The following is a 19,054-nucleotide window of genomic DNA, read 5'->3' as shown; positions in this document are numbered from 1 at the left end:
CTCTTTTCAACTCTATTTATATTCTATTCTATCTCCAATATTTTTTTTGCTGCATAATCTGCGCCTCTTTCTCTTGAGGTGTTTCTCCAATACAGTAAACTATCTTTAGAAATCTCTTCTATATCATTAAATGCCTTCGATAATTCTTCCTTGCTAAAGTTGTTTGGATCCAACACTCTTCCTAATTTATTCTTTTCAACATCATATGCTATATTAAACTGGTCACTAGAAAATGGTAATATCACCATCTCTTTTCCATAGTACATAGCTTCTGTTAACGTGTTACATCCACCATGAAATACAACTGTGTCTACATAATGCATAAGAGCTATTTGAGGTATGAAATCTTCTATTATTGTATTTGGCGAGCTATATTTTTTAAATTTCTCAACATTACTACCTGCAGAAACTATTAATAGAGCACTAGGGTAAATTTCTCTGACTAATAGGATAAGTTTTTCAAGTACATCTTTTCTATTAGATAAAAAAGTTCCTAAACTTATCATTATTATCTTTTCTTTTGTATCTATTTTTTCTAGCCATTCTTCATCTAATGTAACCGCTTTGAATGAATTTCCTATAAATATTTCCTTTGGTTTTTCTTCATTTTTTTCAATGTTGTTAAAATCAAAATAATTGTAGATAACAGCTATTTCAGAGACCAAACTAAAAGCATTACTAATTTTTTTAATAGACTTATTTTCAGTGATAATATTGTTAAAAACTTCAGTAAATTCTCTTTGAGTTTGGGTCGAAACCTGCTTTAACATCCTCAAATCTTCTTCCTTGATAGTTATAGCCTCGGGCCAGCTTTTAGGTACATTAAAATACTTTCCTTCTTTTGGAATAGTATTGGGATGAGGAGGACAAAATGTGATAAAAGGCAGACCTAAAAAATACAAGCTAAGAGTAACAGAGTAAGATAATATATCTACCACATAAAGATCAACATCTATTGAATCATCTATTAACTTTATCTTATCTATAAGCTCTTCTGGATTATAAAGCATATCAGCCTTTCTGTGGTGAGACTGAGTTATAAGTGTTTCTACTGCACCTTTTTTTGTCGACTCAAAGAATTCTTCTAATCTTATTCTCTCAGTATCTGGTTGTATTGTGTTTTCACCTTTCCCAATGTTTTTATTTGTACTTATATCTATTTCATAAAACTTTAAATTTTCTTTCAAGATTTTTTCCTTAAATTCTATACTGCAACCAAATGTCACTTCTGCACCATATTCTTGGAAACTTTTTGCTAACACTAACAAAGGGTTAAAATGCGAATAAAAAGGTGGACTTATAAAAAATATTTTTTTATATTTCATTATTTTCTTCTCCTTTTAAAGATAAATAAAATGATACAAACTCATTTGAAATCTTTTTAATGGAAAAGTTTTCATCTACAGTTTTTTGTCCTGCAGCTTGAATTTTTTTAAATTCATCTTTATCAATTTTAGTATCATAAATATGTTTTTCTGTTTCTTTTGCAATCGTTTCCCAATTACTGGTGTCGATTAAAAATCCATTTTCTCCATTTCTCATATAACTCTTAACTCCACCTTTTATAGGACCTAGGGTTAGAAATCCTATGGACATAGCTTCTAAAATAGCTATACCAAACTCTTCTTTTACACTTGAGCAAAGATATATATGAGGATAGTTAAAGTCTCTCTTAATAATATTCCTTTCAAGCAATCTTATATCCAAATTCGACATGGCACCTTTATGTATGAATCTGTCTTTGAATTGAGGATGCTTTTGTACGTAATCCTTAAAAAAATTAATAACCATTTCTTCTTCTTTATTTGGTCTCTCTAAGTCTCCTCCTATTATTAGAAGATTATGAGTTTCCGAAAGCTTGGAGTTTGACCACGCTTTTAAAAGTTCGATCTGTCCTTTTAAAACAGATAGTCTCCCTACATTTAAGATTACAGGTCTTTCAAAAAAATCTTTATTTGTTTCACTTAATTCTATAAAGCGATTTGAATAGATATCTGTGTCCTCTACATCCATTGATTTATCTATTTGTATTCCTTCACCTATCATTCTTATTCTTCCATTTATATTTTCATCTTTAAATTGAGGGAAATATATCTCAAGTTCTTTTTTTACATCTGCATTCCCTATACCAACTATTCCATCGCTTGTGTATATTAATTCATCACCTATTTTTATCTTATTTAGTTTTTCAATAAGCTCTTTAAAACCAAGTTCTTTTAAATGACCGGATCCATCAAACATATTTCTGTGTGGGTCTGGTGTTAGTGTAAATACAAGTTTTCTATTTAATTCTTTACATAGATGAGCAACAGATTTAGAAGCGTTATCTAAAAATCGTATATGAAAAACATCTGGCTTTATTTCTGACTGTCTTAAAAAATTACCTATATATCTTTTTATAAATAATTCTCTTTTTATAAACTTGTCTGATACTACAGACTGATCTAAATATATTGGCAACCTAATAAATACATGTTTATCTCCATAAAATCTGATAAACGGCTTATTTAATTCTTGAGTTATGGTAATAGTAAATACATAAGACACACTACTGTCTTTTGATATCTCTTCACCCAAACCTTTTAATAATACTGCTAACCCTCCATTATTTCCTTTCCCGCTATCTTCAAAATCTCCATAAAACATTGACTGCAAAATTGAAGTACCTTGCTTTTCAAATTTAAAATCTGTATTGAGAAAGTTGATATAACTATCATAAAACACGTTGTTTTTCTCATTTATTATATTCTTCTTCACAAATGATTGATCAACGGTTTCTATTGAATACAAATTTCCTAATAAATTTAATACCTGGATTTTTATATTATCAGGGTAATCTAAGGTCAATAATTTGTATATATGATCTTTAAACCCCTGTCTTTTAAAACTATCCATATAGTCCATTAAGATAGAAATTATATCTAAATCTAGTTTGTATTTCTGAAGCATAAATAAGATATCATGATCACTTAAAATATCGATATCACATTCAATACAAATATCTAAAACATGATATAGCTTTTGACTGTCATACTGTTGTTGTGATAGTAAGTCTTTTGTTTTTTTCTCTACTATCTGCTTTATATCATCATTGAATAATTTTAAAAGAGTATCAACTATAAATCGGTCTGTATATGAATCCTCTCCCAAAAATGAGTATAATTCATCTATTTCTTTTTCGCCTAGTTTCTTTTTCCGCTCTATTTGCTTTATTGTTCGAATTTGCTTTATTACTACTCGTTCTCTGGAATTTATAGTCTTACTTTTATTTATGTAATCATCTAAAAATTGGAGAGGATAAATATATTTACTTTCATTATCATAAACATGATTTCTAAACTCAATAAACTCATTCATTTTTTCACCCTCCAATACCTTTAATAGATTAGTCTCTTATTACACTATACTTATAACTAATAAGCTATATGTCAAGTTTCATGATTGCGATAGTGATTTTAGAAAATAAAAAAATATTGAATCCTATGCTTCTAGAGTATTCAAAACATTTTTTAATCGCTCCAACTCAATGAGTATAAAATATTCGTATTTTAAATGTTTATTTCCTAATGCTGGCCATAGCGACATAAACTCTCGCTTTCCGATTTATGAACACATGACAATAAACGTAAAAAAGAGGTCTTTCATTAAGTTATTAGACTTAATGAAAGACCTCTCAGATAATCTTATTTAATGAAACATGAGCAAAAAAATGAACATTTTAAAATAAAAACGCTTATAATGTCGTCAAATCAACACTTTTCGACGTTATTACATCATGCCGCCCATGCCGCCCATATCAGGCATGCCGCCACCTTGTCCTGCTGGTTCAGGCAAGTCTGCTACGACTGCTTCAGTCGTCAAGAACATGGCTGCAACAGATGCTGCGTTTTGTAATGCTGAACGAGTAACTTTGGTTGGATCGACGATACCTGCGTCCACCATGTTGACCCATTGGCCGTTAGCGGCGTTGTAGCCGATACCGACTTCTTCAGTTTTCAGACGGTGAACGATGATGGATCCTTCAAGGCCTGCGTTTGTTGCGATTTGACGAACTGGCTCTTCTAGTGCACGAAGCACGATGTTGACGCCAGTTGCTACGTCGCCTTCTTGTGTTTCAAGAAGTTCAGCCACTTTGTTGTAGACGTTAATCAATGCTGTACCACCGCCGGCAACAATTCCTTCTTCTACAGCTGCGCGAGTCGAGTTCAAGGCATCTTCAATGCGAAGTTTACGTTCTTTCAACTCCGTTTCAGTTGCTGCTCCGACTTTGATCACGGCAACGCCGCCAGCCAATTTCGCTAAACGTTCTTGCAGTTTCTCTTTGTCGAACTCAGAAGTTGTTTCTTCCAGCTGGCTGCGGATTTGGGTAACGCGTGCGATGATGTTCTTCTGATCGCCGGCGCCTTCTACGATGGTTGTGTTTTCTTTCGAAACAACCACTTTTGATGCGCGTCCAAGCTGAGCGATATTCGTTGATTTCAATTCAAGTCCAAGGTCTTCTGTAATCACTTCTGCGCCCGTCAATGTAGCAATATCCTCGAGCATAGCTTTACGACGGTCACCAAAGCCTGGAGCCTTAACAGCTACTGCATTAAACGTGCCGCGCAATTTATTGACAACCAATGTTGCCAACGCTTCGCCTTCAACATCTTCAGCAACGATCAACAAGGGTTTGCTTTGCTGAACGACTTGCTCAAGGATTGGCAGGATTTCCTGGATGTTGCCGATTTTTTTGTCAGTAACCAAGATGAATGGGTTCTCAAGAACTGCTTCCATTTTATCTGAATCCGTTACCATGTATGGTGACTGGTATCCGCGGTCAAACTGCATGCCTTCGACTACATCAAGCTCAGTCGTAAAGCCACGTGACTCTTCTAACGTGATAACGCCGTCGTTGCCGACACGCTCCATTGCTTCAGCAATCAGTTTACCTACTTCTTCGTCACCAGACGAAATCGCTGCAACTTGTGCAATTGATTCTTTGCCTTCGATTGGCTTAGAAATAGCTTTTAGTTCCTCAAGCGCATTTTCAACGGCCAATTCGATTCCGCGACGTATGCCTACTGGATTCGCGCCAGCTGTAACGTTCTTCAAGCCTTCACGGATCATTGCCTGCGCAAGAACCGTAGCTGTCGTTGTACCGTCACCGGCAATGTCGTTTGTTTTAGAAGCAACTTCCGCAACAAGTTTCGCGCCCATGTTTTCAAAAGCATTTTCAAGTTCGATTTCTTTCGCGATCGTCACACCATCATTCGTGATCAACGGTGAACCAAATTTTTTCTCAAGAACTACGTTGCGCCCTTTTGGCCCAAGTGTCACTTTTACTGCATCTGCTAATTTATCTACGCCTTTCAGCATTAAACTGCGTGCATCTTCGCTGAACTTAATATCCTTTGCCATGTTTAGCTTCCTCCTGTGTCGTTGGTTTATTTTAGCCTAAAACTGCTAATATGTCGTTTTCACGTAAAATCAAATATTCTTTGCCTTCATATTTTAATTCAGATCCTGCGTATTTCGAGAAGATGACGCGGTCGCCAGCTTGCACGTCCAATTCTGTGCGCTGCCCGTTTTCACGGATAAGTCCATTTCCTACAGCGATCACATGGCCCTCCTGCGGTTTTTCTTGTGCGGATCCCGGTAAGACTATACCGCTTGACGTTTTTTCTTCCGCTTCGATGAGCTCAATAATTACACGATCTCCTAGTGGTCTTAACAATTGAAACACCCTCCTCAAATTATCTACATGTTCTCGCTTAGCACTCTCAACCTCTGAGTGCTAACCCATTAACAAGTTTAATAAAATCTTCTGTCTTTTGCAAGCAGGAACCATCATGATTTTGATTTCTTTGCGGTTATTCTCGGAAAGCTCTACAATGGAAGGAGCTTAAAAGTGAAAGGAATTACATCATGCCCACCAAACGAAAAACTTTCATAGACAACTTTTTAAAAAATGGCAGTCCGTCCAAACCAAAAGCCAAAAAAGATACCGGCTATCGTCCAAAATTCAAAGGCAAAAAAACACCGCTGTATGTGTTATTGATTTTCATTGCCGCACAGCTTTCACCGATTTTGTTTATCGCGCCTACCTTGAGTTACTTTCAGGGGCAGGGTATGGACCGCGATGCAGCCGCTGCCGCCACTTCAGGCTGGCTGATTTTCCTGACGATGGGCATTGGTTTTATCATTACGCTGCTCGTCATTTTCCGAGACAAACGCTTTTTTGATATTTGGAAAGGCACAAAATCTTCTTTACTGATGTCTATTGTCTGGGGCTTTCTCGGCTTCTTGCTCTTATTAATTGGGCAATCGATCGCCGCTTTAATTGAAATGAATCTTCTTGGCATTGAACCCGGTTCTGAAAACACAGCTTCATTAGTGAATATCGCTGAAGCTGTTCCGCTCGCTATCGTTTCCATCGTATTATTTGGCCCGATTCTTGAAGAATTGGTTTTCCGCCGCGTGCTGTTCGGTTCGCTTAACCAAACCACCAACTTCTTTTTCGCGACAGCCATCAGTGCCTTAGTGTTCGCTTTGATTCATTTCGACTTTACGCACTTGCTGCTGTATTTCACCACCGGGTTGATCTTGGCGTTCCTTTACCAAAAAACCAAGCGTATTATCACACCCATCATCGCCCATATCTGTTTGAATGGTTATGTGATGCTCATTCAGCTCAATATGGATAAAATTTTGGAGTTCCAAAAACAAATGGAAAACCTACAGTAGGAAAAGCGGAAACGGCCGCTCAGATTCGACAGACATAAGACGAAACGGCGAAGCGCGTTCTTTGCCACTTCGCGCGAAACGTAGAAGTGCCTGTCAAAGCTAGGCACTGCATTTGGCTTATGTCCTGAGAATTTGACCGTCGGAATCTGGACAATCAAAAAGCCTCTCCCCGAATCAATTCGGGAAAAGGCTTTTTGTTGTTCTATGGCTGTTGCTGCTCTTCGATGATTTGCTGCTGCTCCGCTTTCAGGAACTTGCGGTAGCCAATTTTGGCGATGATGACACTAAACTCGTATAGTATGATCAACGGCAAGGTCACAATCATATGCGAGACGATGTCCGGCGGGGTAATAAACGCCGCAACGATTACTAATCCGAGATATGAAAACTTGCGGTACTTCGTCATCAGCATCGGCGTAATAATGCCGAGCCTCGTTAGAAACAGCATCAGTACCGGCAGCTGAAAAATCAAACCGAACGGCAACGTGATCTGGAACAGAAACTGGAAATACTCATTGATACCGATGGTTTCCTGTATATCCATATTATCAGAGATGTTCAACATAAATCCGATGACGTAAGGAAACAGGATCAAATATGCAAACGCAATCCCCCCCAAAAACAACAGTAGGGAAAACGGAATATAGCTTAATGTCGCTCTCCGCTCCTTATCGAGAAGACCTGGGCTGATGAACGCCCAAAACTGATACATGATTAAAGGGGACGTGATGATCAACGCTAAAATCATCGTTACTTGCATAAAGATTTTCAGTGGATCGGTAATTTTAAATGCGTTTAAGGTAAGATTTTTCGCTTCTTCCGTATATTGCAGATACTGGATCAGCGGCTGGGAAAGAAAAAAGCTGACAATAAGCGCCAATATAAAGAAAACGACTAGAATGGTCAGCCGTTTTCTCAATTCAACTATATGTTCAACTAACGTCATATCTTTTTCGGTCATCGGACAAACATCCTAACGTATTTCCTTTTGCTCATCTTTCTTTTTCAAATCTACTTTATCGTCGTCATCGTCCACAAGTCCTTTTGTAGCATTTTTGAACTCACGCAAAGACGAACCAAACGCTTTTCCAAGTTCCGGCAACTTTTTCGGACCGAAAACAATCAAAGCAACAACACCGATTATGATTATACTCATTGGACCTGGCATACGTGGCACCTCCTGTATTATGGCTTTATTCTACATCATTCGAGCGCGTTTGGCTATTTGGAAAGAGCTTGAAAATGTGAAGGTTTTAAGTCAATGCTGCTTAATCTGGTAAATCAAGGTCTGCAATTCTACCGACAAATCGATGGTCTGGACACGAATATGATCGGGCACCGAAATACGCACGGGCGTAAAATTCAAAATCCCCTTGATATCAGTCTTTGCCAAGCGGTCTGTCACTTCCTGTGCCGATCGTGACGGCACAGTCAAAATGACCAACTCTACGCCGTACTCTTTGATTTTCTCTTCGATTTTGTCTGGATGATACGTATCGATCTCGCTGATTTTTTCGCCTTCTACCGGACTGTTCGAGTCAAATGCCACAATAATTTTCGTATTGTGGTTTCGGTGGAAATTATATTTTAGAAATGCACTGCCCAATCCTCCGACGCCGATTAGTGCCACATTTGTAGCTTCGTCCTGATCGAGGGTCTTTCGAAAAAACAGCAGCAGCTCCTTAACGTCATAGCCATATCCTTTTTTGCCAAGCGCGCCCAAATGTGAAAAATCGCGACGGATAGTGGCCGAATCAATTTTCATCGCTTCACTCAATTCTTGCGAGGAAATCCGTATCTGTCCAGCGTTCGCAAAATTTTGAAGAAAACGGTAATACAACGGCAGCCTTTTAGTCGTGGCTTGCGGAATTTTAGATGTCTCGTGTAACATACGCTTGCATCCTCCTGAGGTGTTGTCAAATCGCTTTCATCTTACATTAGGAGCCTTGATATGTAAAGGCTTGTCCAATTGCGAACAAGCGCCCCATCAGCTACACTTAAAGAGAATAGAGGTGACCTACATGATTGTCTTGCAAGTAAATCAAGTCCATAAATCATTTGGTGCGGAAGAGATTCTGTCAGGCGTCAAATTGGAAGTCCAGCACCGTGACCGCGTAGCATTGGTAGGCCGCAACGGCGCGGGAAAATCCACGTTACTGAAAATCATAGCCGGTGAAATGTCCTATGACAACGGAGATATCAGCATGCCGAAAGATTTGACAATCGGCTATCTGGAACAGCAGAGCAATTTGGAATCAGAAGCCACTGTTTGGGATGAAATGATGACGATTTTCCATCATTTCCGTGAACAGGAGGCAAAACTTCGCCTGCTGGAAGCACAGATGGCCGAACCTGACATATACAATAACCCCGCAGAAAACGATAAAGTTATGAAAGAGTACGACTTGTTGCAGCATGATTTCAAGGATGCGGGCGGCTATCAGTATGAAGCGGATACAAGAGCCATCCTGCACGGCATGAAATTCTATCCGGAGGACTTCGGTAAGAAAGTGACGTCTTTATCCGGTGGCCAGAAAACGCGCTTGATGCTTGCCAAGCATTTGCTCAGCAAGCCGCAGCTGTTAATTCTCGATGAACCGACCAACCACTTGGATATCGAAACCCTAAGCTGGTTGGAAAACTACTTGAAGAATTATCCAGGTGCGTTACTGATTGTTTCCCATGACCGCTATTTCCTCGACCAGGTCGTGACGTTGGTTTACGAAGTTTCCCGTCATCGCGTTAAAAAATATAACGGCAATTACAGCCGCTACCTGGATGAAAAAGCTAAGCAATACGAATTGGATCAAAAGCAGTTCGAGAAACAGCAGGGTGAGAAAGCCAAGCTCGAAGATTACGTCCAGCGCAACCTGGCACGGGCTTCAACGACCAAAATGGCGCAAAGCCGCAGAAAGACCCTACAGAAAACCGATTGGATGGAAGCCCCGGATGGCAGTGAAAAATCAGCCAGCTTCGGCTTCACTATCGGCAAGCAGAGTGGCAATGACGTCTTGAACGTTCAGTCATTGGAAATCGGCTATAGCAATAAGCCGGTTTCTGAGAATATTTCACTGAAGCTGTACCGACAGGAAAGCCTAGCGCTGGTCGGTCCAAACGGCGTCGGCAAATCGACTTTGCTGAAAACTCTCATAAAAGAACTGAAACCGCTCGAAGGCGACGTCCATTACGGAACCGGTATTCAGTTTGGCTACTACGACCAAGAGCAGGCCAATTTAAAAGGCAATAAGCTGGTACTAAACGAATTATGGGACGATTACCCTCTTATCAACGAGAAAGACATACGCGGCATCCTAGGGCGTTTTCTGTTTACCGGCGATGATGTGCTGAAACCCGTCTCTACATTATCTGGCGGTGAGAAGGCACGTGTTGCACTGGCAAAACTCATGATGCAAAAAGCTAATGTCCTACTACTTGATGAGCCAACCAACCATTTGGACCTCGACAGTAAGGAAGTGCTCGAAAATGCCTTATTGGATTATCCGGGTACCTTGCTTTTTGTATCGCATGATCGCTATTTTATGAACCGGATCGCTTCGAAAGTCGTTGAACTTACACGGGATGGCACGACCGAATACTTGGGTGACTATGATTATTATATAGAGAAAAAGCTGGAAATCGCTGAATTGAAAGCTCTTGATGAAGCTGGTATAGTTGCCGAAGTAAAAACAGCTGCAGCCGTATCCACTTCGCAGATTGATAAAGAGGCCAAAAAGCTGGAACGCCAGCTCATCCGCCAGTCGGAAGAAGTTGAACAGGACATGGAGAAGCTAGATCAGCAAATTGTCGAAATCGAAGAGCAATTGTGCGAACCAGAAATCTTCCAGGACCACGAGCGGGTATTGCCGCTCCAAAATCAATTGGAAAGACTGAAAGCAAGTCACGAAGAAACGATGACCCAATGGCTTGAACTCCAGGAAAAAATTGAAAATATTTGATTTTATCCGGCTATTTTATAGCCGGTTTTTTTATGGCTATATATAGGTCAATAGGAATTCGCAAAATATTTATTTCCACAGATTTCTCCACAATCCTTCGCTTGTCTAATCAACTATCAACAGACTTTTCCACATTGTCCACAGCCCGAATAAAAGTTGCCCACATAGTTTTCCACTTTCAAGCACACAATATATAGAATATCCTCTATTTCACCCTTAGTTATAACAGTTTATTCACAAATTGTGCATAAGTACAAATGTTCTCTATTGACAGAACGAGTATGCATCGTTTCATGAAAGTCTGAATTTTATGTAAAAAAGAGCAAGTAATTTCACACATTTCAGAGCTCCTGAAATGATGAAATTACTTGCTTCTATTAAATCCATGATGTTAAAGGCATACCTGGACGACCATTCATGGCCATGTTTCCATAAAGCCCTTTTTATACATAACAGTTCCTGCCGCCGCAATCATTGCTGCGTTATCGGTACACAAAGACAAAGAAGGAATATAAAACGGAATCCCTTTTTCCGTAAATGCTGTTTTCAGCGAGTATCGCAATCCTTTATTTGCGGCAACTCCGCCCGCTGCAATTACTTGACGAGCTTTGTACTCTTCAGCCGCACGCATCGTTTTACCCGTAACCACTTCTATCACGCTATTCTGGAATCCGGCAGCTATGTGTTCAGGAGCTACTTTTTCTCCACGCTGCGCCGCATTATGCATATAGTTTAATACTGAGGATTTCAATCCACTAAAGCTGAAGTCATAAGACCCTTCTCTAGCCAAATCCGTGGAAATGCTATTGCTTTGTCACTGGCATGTGCCATCGGTCATATGTGGACTCCTGGATAAGGCAAGTTTAACGTCCGAGCGACTTTATCATACGCTTCTCCCGCAGCATCGTCTCGCGTTTCTCCTATCACAGTAAAATCTCCGTGTTCTTTCATGTAAATCAATTCCGTATGGCCCCTGAAATAACCAAGGCAAGGAGAGGAAACTCCATTTCCTGTTCCAACCGGTTCGCATAAATATGGCCCGCAATATGATGAACGCCGACCAAAGGCAGGTGATGCGCGAAGGCAAAGGCTTTTGCTGCATTGACCCCAATTAGTAACGCCCCAACCAGACCTGGACCTTCAGTTACTGCTACTGCATCTAGTTGATGCGTTCCATTCCGCCAACTGTAAAGCTTCTTCAATAACCAAAGTGATTTGCTCCACATGATGCCTTGAAGCAATCTCCGGGACCACACCGCCAAAACGTTTATGGCTCTCGATTTGTGAAGCCACAACATTAGAGATAATGTCGGTTCCATTTTTAACGATGGACGCTGCCGTTTCATCACAGCTCGTCTCAATTCCCAATATATAAATATCTTTATTCATCAAAGTTCACCACATCACTATGGCATCTTCGTAATTGTCCGTATAATACCGCTTACGGATGCCTCCATTTTTAAAACCTAATTTCCGGTAAAGATTTTGCGCTACTATATTGCTGACGCGGGCTTCCAATGTCATCAGAACTGCGCCATGCGCCTTCGCTGTGTCGATGGTAGCTTGCATCAGACCACCACCCAGTTTTTTTCCGCGCTGATCAGGATGGATAGCGATATTCGTGACATGCGCTTCATCCATCACCAGCCACATTCCACAGTATCCAACGATGCCTTCATCTGTTTCAGCAATCACATAATACGCATGCTCATTGCTAGTCATTTCATGGTAAAAAGCATCTTTGGTCCAAGCTAAGGTAAATGATAAACTTTCTATTTCGTAGACTTCTTCGATGTCCGCAGTCGTCATTTTTCTGTATCTTACTGCTTCATTCATAAGTTGTGACCTTCTTGAGCTTTATTGTAATTGGCTTCCGCTTCCGTGATTCGGCGGTATTCAGGAACGGCGTGATGAACATCGCTTTCCTTAGATTCCTGTGCCAGCAAAATTAGATTTGACGCACGCGGCAGCCGGTTCTGGATGCTACTCCATCGAGCCGCCTCACCCAATACCTCAATGATTAGTGCTTCGTGCAATGCCGCATCAACCCCGTGAACAGCACAGGGCGATCGAGTTCTTTCACCTTCAAAAGAAATTCCCTCACATCACTATGCTGATCAGCAAGTACTGGCTCCAAATCAATCCCCTCATACAATCCAATAAAGGCCGTACCGCGGCGAGCATCCATAATCGGGCAAACGAGCCCATCAAACCCCTGTCCATTCGCAGCAAGCACTTTTAAGCTAGAAACAGGATGAAGTGGAATTTTCAGCGACCAAGCCAATGTTTTCGCAATGGTTAAACCGATGCGGACGCCTGTATAAGAACCAGGACCTTCTGCTACTGCAATGTGGGTCAGATCGGCAGGCAACACTTTGGCTTTTTTCATCATTTCTTCTATCGCCGGCATTGCTGTTAACGAGTGATTGATTTTCAAATTAGACGTTTCTTCTATTAAGACCATGCCATCCTCAATCAGCGCAATAGCTAATGGAGAATTCGAGGTGTCGATTCCAAGATAGATCATAAGTTTAGCTCCCTGCAAAGATTTTCATAGCGTCTGCCAATCGGATAAAGGACCATCTTGCGCCCTTGCTCAGACTGTCGGTTAATTGTAATTTCTAGGCGTTCTTTTGGCAGGTACTCTTCTATAAATGTTGCCCATTCAATTACAGACCGCTTCACTGCTGAAAAACTCATCAAATCCGATGTCTTCGTCACTGTTCTCAAGACGGTAGACATCAAAATGATTCAAATCCAGGCGTCCCGAATATTGCTTTAAAATTGTGAAGGTTGGGCTATTTACCATCCGTTGAATTCCAAGGCCTTTTGCTAAGCCTTTCGTGAAGGTTGTTTTTCCCGCACCTAAGTCTCCTTCCAGCGTTAGCAAATCCCGCGGCTCCAATAATTCTGCTAGAGTGACCGCAAAAGCTTCAGTTTCCTCGGGTGAATTCAGCATAATTGTATACATCATTTTTTTAGTCACCTCTATTGAGTCTTTACATAGTTTAGCGAAATTGTTGTAGTAAATCAAAATATATCGTTTTTTCTGATGGCAGGTTTTGTCATTCTTTAACATTTCCCGAAAAGAGTCGCATCTTCAAGCAGGTGAAGAGCAAAGCCCAGCGCTAAGAGGGAGATGAATATCGCTTGGTGCAAACTTAAACTGTCTTTCTTTTTCCAATTGAGAACTAATCAAGAGAACAGAAGCGAGGCGAAAGGATATAGCCTACAAATTCCACTCTACCTACATCCGAACAAGAAGCATAAGTGGCCAAAACCTTCTGCCGTGTTTGTGTTGGCTTTGACTTGATGTTAGTTGAGTAAATAAAGACATGTAAAAATTAAAAATCACAAGGAGCTGTTAAACCAATAGAAGTTTCCAACGTCTGACAAACGCAAGACCGCACTTGACTCGCTCAAGGAAGCGGACAGCCTAGCACTGCCCAAATGAGTCTGCAAAAAGCCTATCCCAACTTCTTTTTGGGGCGTACAAAGTTTTCACATTTCACAAACCCGAAAGATCAAACATTCTTTCACAACGAATAGGGTGAACGGAAATAGTACGCTTTTGGTTCGTCAGATCAAATGTAACCAACACTGAGAGATTCCGCCTCACCACCCCAAGGCACGTCCAGTTCCATCACTGCCGCGGGAAATATCACATTTCCATCTTGCCTGGGCATGAGCACACGCCAGTTTTGAAAGAAATAATTCAAATCGTTGGATTGAATCGCCTTGAAGAGTTGGTTTGTCGAGAGCGAATAGGATGAAAAAGCCAATTACCCCGGTTTCCACCAACAAACAGTAGCAAAGCTGGCAACAGAGCAACACATCTTTGTCCTGCAGAACAAAAGGACTCGCCCGTTGGCACCTGCAATGGGTGCAAGTTGCTCTTCTGCATGATCAACTAGCGGAAAGACTTCCTGCACAAAGCATTGAAAAGAATAGTTCTTGCTACGATTGCATCGTAATTGAAGAATTCAACATGACAGGCCTGACGTAAGCCTATCATTTCGGTAAAAGCATGTAGAGTGTTCACCATATTTTTCCACAACCAATTAGCAGACCGAGGCAAATGGCTGATCACAAGCAGCAAAGATGCCCCTTCGACAAAGAGGGTTGGAACTCTCGGCGCGTTGAAAGCACAGCTCGCTCTTTTGGAACGTATATTTTTGAGATTGTTTATTTGTTTCTGGCAGGGACTCGAACGCCCATCAACATCAAAACGAAGGCATCCTACTGTTGGGAATGTCCTAATAACCAACCTCTTGGAACACAAGGGTTAGCTCAGTCTGTTTTCGTTGGCTACCAAAAGCAACAATAAGTCGAGAAGCCCCACTTCAAGCAACAGGTATGAAGGGAGTTAGGTAGTAGATAGTTTACTGAAGAACAAAAAAAATAAACACAGCAAGGTCGCTGTGTTCATCATCAAAATTACGGTCCCGACCGGGATCGAACCGGCGATCTCCTGCGTGACAGGCAGGCATGTTAACCGCTACACCACGGGACCAAAAAAAATAGACCAGCGACGTCTTACTCTCACAGGGGGAAACCCCAACTACCATCAGCGCAAAAGAGCTTAACTGCCGTGTTCGGGATGGGAACGGGTGTGGCCTCTTTGCCATCATCACTGGACTATTTGGTTGAGTGCTTGTTCACTCAAAACTGGATAAACGACATTGACCCATTGAAATTCCTTCATGATACATTATTTGGTTAAGTCCTCGATCGATTAGTATTCGTCAGCTGCACGTGTCGCCACGCTTCACCTCGAACCTATCTACCTCATCGTCTTTGAGGGATCTTACTTGCTTGCGCAATGGGAAATCTCATCTTGAGGGGGGCTTCGTGCTTAGATGCTTTCAGCACTTATCCGGCCACACATAGCTACCCAGCGATGCCCTTGGCAGAACAACTGGTACACCAGCGGTGTGTCCATCCCGGTCCTCTCGTACTAAGGACAGCTCCTCTCAAATTTCCTGCGCCCGCGACGGATAGGGACCGAACTGTCTCACGACGTTCTGAACCCAGCTCGCGTACCGCTTTAATGGGCGAACAGCCCAACCCTTGGGACCGACTACAGCCCAGGATGCGATGAGCCGACATCGAGGTGCCAAACCTCCCGTCGATGTGGACTCTTGGGGAGATAAGCCTGTTATCCCCGGGGTAGCTTTTATCCGTTGAGCGATGGCCCTTCCATGCGGAACCACCGGATCACTAAGCCCGTCTTTCGACCCTGCTCGACCTGTACGTCTCGCAGTCAAGCTCCCTTCTGCCTTTACACTCTGCGAATGATTTCCAACCATTCTGAGGGAACCTTTGGGCGCCTCCGTTACTCTTTAGGAGGCGACCGCCCCAGTCAAACTGCCCGCCTGACACTGTCTCCCATCCCGATCAGGGATGTGGGTTAGAATTTCAATACAACCAGGGTAGTATCCCACCGACGCCTCCTCCGAAGCTGGCGCTCCGGGCTCTAAGGCTCCTACCTATCCTGTACAAGTTGCACCAAAATTCAATATCAGGCTACAGTAAAGCTCCACGGGGTCTTTCCGTCCTGTCGCGGGTAACCTGCATCTTCACAGGTACTATAATTTCACCGAGTCTCTCGTTGAGACAGTGCCAGATCGTTACGCCTTTCGTGCGGGTCGGAACTTACCCGACAAGGAATTTCGCTACCTTAGGACCGTTATAGTTACGGCCGCCGTTTACTGGGGCTTCAGTTCGCACCTTCGCTTGCGCTAAGCACTCCCCTTAACCTTCCAGCACCGGGCAGGCGTCAGCCCCTATACGTCACCTTACGGTTTTGCAGAGACCTGTGTTTTTGCTAAACAGTCGCCTGGGCCTATTCACTGCGGCTCTCTCGGGCTATTCACCCTACCAGAGCACCCCTTCTCCCGAAGTTACGGGGTCATTTTGCCGAGTTCCTTAACGAGAGTTCACTCGCTCACCTTAGAATTCTCTTCTCGCCTACCTGTGTCGGTTTGCGGTACGGGCACCTCCCGCCTCGCTAGAGGCTTTTTTGGCAGTGTGAAATCAGGGACTCTGAGGTAAACCTCTTGCCATCACAGCTCAACGTATCAGGAATGGGATTTGCCTCATTCCACGCCTCACTGCTTGGACGTGCACAACCAACGGCACGCTCTCCTTATCCTTCTGCGTCCCCCATTGCTCAAACGGCGGGGAGGTGGTACAGGAATATCAACCTGTTGTCCATCGTCTACGCCTATCGGCCTCGACTTAGGTCCCCGACTAACCCTGAGCGGACGAGCCTTCCTCAGGAAACCTTAGGCATTCGGTGGACGGGATTCTCACCCGTCTTTCGTTACTCATACCGGCATTCTCACTTCTAAGCGCTCCACCAGTCCTTCCGGTCTGACTTCAACGCCCTTAGAACGCTCTCCTACCACGGATCTCCGAAGAGATCCATCCACAGCTTCGGTAATCCGTTTAGCCCCGGTACATTTTCGGCGCAGTGTCACTCGACCAGTGAGCTATTACGCACTCTTTAAATGATGGCTGCTTCTAAGCCAACATCCTGGTTGTCTAAGCAACGCCACATCCTTTTCCACTTAACGGATATTTGGGGACCTTAGCTGGTGGTCTGGGCTGTTTCCCTCTTGACTACGGATCTTATCACTCGCAGTCTGACTCCCAAGCATAAATCACTGGCATTCGGAGTTTGTCTGAATTCGGTAACCCGGGATGGGCCCCTAGTCCAAACAGTGCTCTACCTCCAGGATTCTCTATCTTGAGGCTAGCCCTAAAGCTATTTCGGAGAGAACCAGCTATCTCCAGGTTCGATTGGAATTTCTCCGCTACCCACACCTCATCCCCGCACTTTTCAACGTGCGTGGGTTCGGGCCTCCAGTAAGTGTTACCTTACCTTCACCCTGGACATGGGTAGATCACCTGGTTTCGGGTCTACAACTGCATACTCTGTCGCCCTATTCAGACTCGCTTTCGCTGCGGCTCCGCCTTCTCAGCTTAACCTTGCATGCAATCGTAACTCGCCGGTTCATTCTACAAAAGGCACGCCATCACCCATTAACGGGCTTTGACTACTTGTAGGCACACGGTTTCAGGATCTATTTCACTCCCCTTCCGGGGTGCTTTTCACCTTTCCCTCACGGTACTGGTTCACTATCGGTCACTAGGAAGTATTTAGCCTTGGGAGATGGTCCTCCCGGATTCCGACGGAATTTCACGTGTTCCGCCGTACTCAGGATCCACTCTGGAGGGGCAGGGTTTTCGGCTACGGGGCTATTACCCGCTGTGGCGGACCGTTCCAGGTCGCTTCGCCTAATCCTGCCTTTTGTAACTCCGTATAGAGTGTCCTACAACCCCAAGAGGCAAGCCTCTTGGTTTGGGCTGATCCCGTTTCGCTCGCCGCTACTCAGGGAATCGCATTTGCTTTCTCTTCCTCCAGGTACTTAGATGTTTCAGTTCCCTGGGTCTGCCTTCTCATGTGCTATCAATTCACACATGGATACTGCCCAATTAAAGACAGTGGGTTCCCCCATTCGGAAATCTCCGGATCACAGCTCACTTACAGCTCCCCGAAGCATATCGGTGTTAGTGCCGTCCTTCTTCGGCTCCTAGTGCCAAGGCATCCACCGTGCGCCCTTTCTAACTTAACCAATGGTTAATTAAAAAGTTGTGGCACCAAGTGCCACGCGTACATGAATTGCTTCATTTTTGTTTCAATGTCGTTTTATCCAGTTTTCAAAGAACAAGATTGAAAGTCACAAAAAAAGGCGTTGCCGCCTGAAGGTGAACCTTCAAAACTGAACGCAAAACGTCAACCCCGAGAAAACCTCGGTTCCGAATTTATCCTTAGAAAGGAGGTGATCCAGCCGCACCTTCCGATACGGCTACCTTGTTACGACTTCACCCCAATCATCCGTCCCACCTTCGGCGGCTGGCTCCACAAGGGTTACCTCACCGACTTCGGGTGTTACAAACTCTCGTGGTGTGACGGGCGGTGTGTACAAGGCCCGGGAACGTATTCACCGTGGCATGCTGATCCACGATTACTAGCGATTCCGGCTTCATGCAGGCGAGTTGCAGCCTGCAATCCGAACTGAGAACGGTTTTCTGGGATTGGCTTGCCCTCGCGGGGTTGCAGCCCTTTGTACCGTCCATTGTAGCACGTGTGTAGCCCAGGTCATAAGGGGCATGATGATTTGACGTCATCCCCACCTTCCTCCGGTTTGTCACCGGCAGTCACCTTAGAGTGCCCAACTGAATGCTGGCAACTAAGATCAAGGGTTGCGCTCGTTGCGGGACTTAACCCAACATCTCACGACACGAGCTGACGACAACCATGCACCACCTGTCACCGCTGTCCCCGAAGGGAAAGGCGTATCTCT

General features: G+C 43.1%; 10 protein-coding genes, 1 tRNA gene, 3 rRNA genes and 3 pseudogenes (1 of these 17 cut by a window edge). 2 read left to right on the top strand and 15 right to left on the bottom strand.

The window, feature by feature from the left end; all coding sequences use genetic code 11:
• Positions 1-23: 23 nt before the first annotated feature.
• From BBH88_RS03065 to groES, 4 genes are all read right to left on the bottom strand, one after another.
• Positions 24-1,325, bottom strand: a complete 1,302-nt coding sequence (locus BBH88_RS03065) for a glycosyltransferase (RefSeq protein WP_006830537.1) — start codon at positions 1,323-1,325, stop codon at positions 24-26.
• On the bottom strand, positions 1,315-3,357 hold the full coding sequence (locus BBH88_RS03060) for a glycosyltransferase (protein ID WP_006830538.1): 2,043 nt from the start codon (positions 3,355-3,357) through the stop codon (positions 1,315-1,317). Before BBH88_RS03060 ends, BBH88_RS03065 begins: the two co-directional genes overlap by 11 nt.
• A gap of 411 nt (positions 3,358-3,768) precedes the next feature.
• Entirely contained in the window at positions 3,769-5,400 is a 1,632-nt protein-coding gene (gene groL / locus BBH88_RS03055) for a chaperonin GroEL (RefSeq protein ID WP_065537321.1), read from the bottom strand.
• A gap of 31 nt (positions 5,401-5,431) precedes the next feature.
• The gene (gene groES, locus BBH88_RS03050; protein ID WP_006831533.1) at positions 5,432-5,716 is read right to left on the bottom strand and encodes a co-chaperone GroES; all 285 of its coding nucleotides are present in this window, start codon (positions 5,714-5,716) and stop codon (positions 5,432-5,434) included.
• 191 nt (positions 5,717-5,907) lie between these two features.
• Here groES and BBH88_RS03045 point away from each other — a divergent pair, with 191 nt between their 5' ends.
• The gene (locus tag BBH88_RS03045; RefSeq protein WP_006831532.1) at positions 5,908-6,726 is read left to right on the top strand and encodes a CPBP family intramembrane glutamic endopeptidase; all 819 of its coding nucleotides are present in this window, start codon (positions 5,908-5,910) and stop codon (positions 6,724-6,726) included.
• Positions 6,727-6,928: 202 nt separating this feature from the next.
• Here the strand turns inward: BBH88_RS03045 and tatC are convergent, their stop codons facing one another.
• The 3 genes from tatC to BBH88_RS03030 form a co-directional block, all read right to left on the bottom strand.
• Complete coding sequence (gene tatC, locus BBH88_RS03040) at positions 6,929-7,687, bottom strand: twin-arginine translocase subunit TatC (RefSeq protein ID WP_006831531.1); 759 nt, start codon at positions 7,685-7,687, stop codon at positions 6,929-6,931.
• 12 nt (positions 7,688-7,699) lie between these two features.
• Positions 7,700-7,894, bottom strand: a complete 195-nt coding sequence (locus BBH88_RS03035) for a twin-arginine translocase TatA/TatE family subunit (protein WP_006831530.1) — start codon at positions 7,892-7,894, stop codon at positions 7,700-7,702.
• Positions 7,895-7,984: 90 nt separating this feature from the next.
• Entirely contained in the window at positions 7,985-8,617 is a 633-nt protein-coding gene (locus BBH88_RS03030) for a redox-sensing transcriptional repressor Rex (protein WP_065536178.1), read from the bottom strand.
• Positions 8,618-8,747: 130 nt separating this feature from the next.
• Here BBH88_RS03030 and BBH88_RS03025 point away from each other — a divergent pair, with 130 nt between their 5' ends.
• Positions 8,748-10,682: an ABC-F family ATP-binding cassette domain-containing protein gene (locus BBH88_RS03025; protein ID WP_006831528.1), complete on the top strand. Its 1,935-nt coding sequence runs from the start codon at positions 8,748-8,750 to the stop codon at positions 10,680-10,682.
• Between the two features lie 377 nt (positions 10,683-11,059).
• Here BBH88_RS03025 and tsaD read toward each other — a convergent pair.
• The 8 genes and pseudogenes from tsaD to BBH88_RS02975 all read right to left on the bottom strand — a co-directional run.
• Positions 11,060-12,071: pseudogene (gene tsaD / locus BBH88_RS03020) on the bottom strand (tRNA (adenosine(37)-N6)-threonylcarbamoyltransferase complex transferase subunit TsaD).
• Between the two features lie 6 nt (positions 12,072-12,077).
• Positions 12,078-12,518, bottom strand: coding sequence for a ribosomal protein S18-alanine N-acetyltransferase (rimI, locus tag BBH88_RS03015; protein WP_065537322.1), 441 nt, complete (start codon positions 12,516-12,518; stop codon positions 12,078-12,080).
• Positions 12,515-13,209, bottom strand: a pseudogene (tsaB, locus tag BBH88_RS03010) (tRNA (adenosine(37)-N6)-threonylcarbamoyltransferase complex dimerization subunit type 1 TsaB). Before tsaB ends, rimI begins: the two are co-directional and overlap by 4 nt.
• Positions 13,206-13,656 (bottom strand): annotated as a pseudogene (gene tsaE / locus BBH88_RS03005) (tRNA (adenosine(37)-N6)-threonylcarbamoyltransferase complex ATPase subunit type 1 TsaE). The pseudogenes tsaB and tsaE overlap by 4 nt, the downstream one beginning before the upstream one ends.
• 1,466 nt (positions 13,657-15,122) lie before the next feature.
• A tRNA-Asp gene (locus tag BBH88_RS02990) sits at positions 15,123-15,195 on the bottom strand.
• A gap of 10 nt (positions 15,196-15,205) precedes the next feature.
• Positions 15,206-15,320, bottom strand: a 5S ribosomal RNA gene (rrf, locus tag BBH88_RS02985).
• Positions 15,321-15,397: 77 nt separating this feature from the next.
• Positions 15,398-18,322: ribosomal RNA gene (locus BBH88_RS02980) — 23S ribosomal RNA — on the bottom strand.
• A 200-nt stretch (positions 18,323-18,522) separates the two neighbouring features.
• Positions 18,523-19,054: ribosomal RNA gene (locus BBH88_RS02975) — 16S ribosomal RNA — on the bottom strand; it runs 1,020 nt beyond the window's last position.
• Together the 16S, 23S and 5S rRNA genes with 1 tRNA gene alongside form the textbook arrangement of a ribosomal RNA operon.

It is taken from the genome of Planococcus antarcticus DSM 14505 (genome assembly GCF_001687565.2).
Taxonomy (GTDB): domain Bacteria; phylum Bacillota; class Bacilli; order Bacillales_A; family Planococcaceae; genus Planococcus; species Planococcus antarcticus.
The sequence above is the reverse complement of the archived record's forward strand: the minus strand, read 5'-3'. Positions and strand labels throughout refer to the sequence as shown.

Coding starts and splice junctions, on each gene's coding strand:
- BBH88_RS03060 (WP_006830538.1), bottom strand. CDS start 3,357: ATGAATGAGTTTATTGAGTTTAGAAATCATGTTTATGATAATGAAAGT.
- tatC (WP_006831531.1), bottom strand. CDS start 7,687: ATGACCGAAAAAGATATGACGTTAGTTGAACATATAGTTGAATTGAGA.
- BBH88_RS03035 (WP_006831530.1), bottom strand. CDS start 7,894: ATGCCAGGTCCAATGAGTATAATCATAATCGGTGTTGTTGCTTTGATT.
- BBH88_RS03065 (WP_006830537.1), bottom strand. CDS start 1,325: ATGAAATATAAAAAAATATTTTTTATAAGTCCACCTTTTTATTCGCAT.
- groL (WP_065537321.1), bottom strand. CDS start 5,400: ATGGCAAAGGATATTAAGTTCAGCGAAGATGCACGCAGTTTAATGCTG.
- rimI (WP_065537322.1), bottom strand. CDS start 12,518: ATGAATGAAGCAGTAAGATACAGAAAAATGACGACTGCGGACATCGAA.
- BBH88_RS03045 (WP_006831532.1), top strand. CDS start 5,908: ATGCCCACCAAACGAAAAACTTTCATAGACAACTTTTTAAAAAATGGC.
- BBH88_RS03030 (WP_065536178.1), bottom strand. CDS start 8,617: ATGTTACACGAGACATCTAAAATTCCGCAAGCCACGACTAAAAGGCTG.
- BBH88_RS03025 (WP_006831528.1), top strand. CDS start 8,748: ATGATTGTCTTGCAAGTAAATCAAGTCCATAAATCATTTGGTGCGGAA.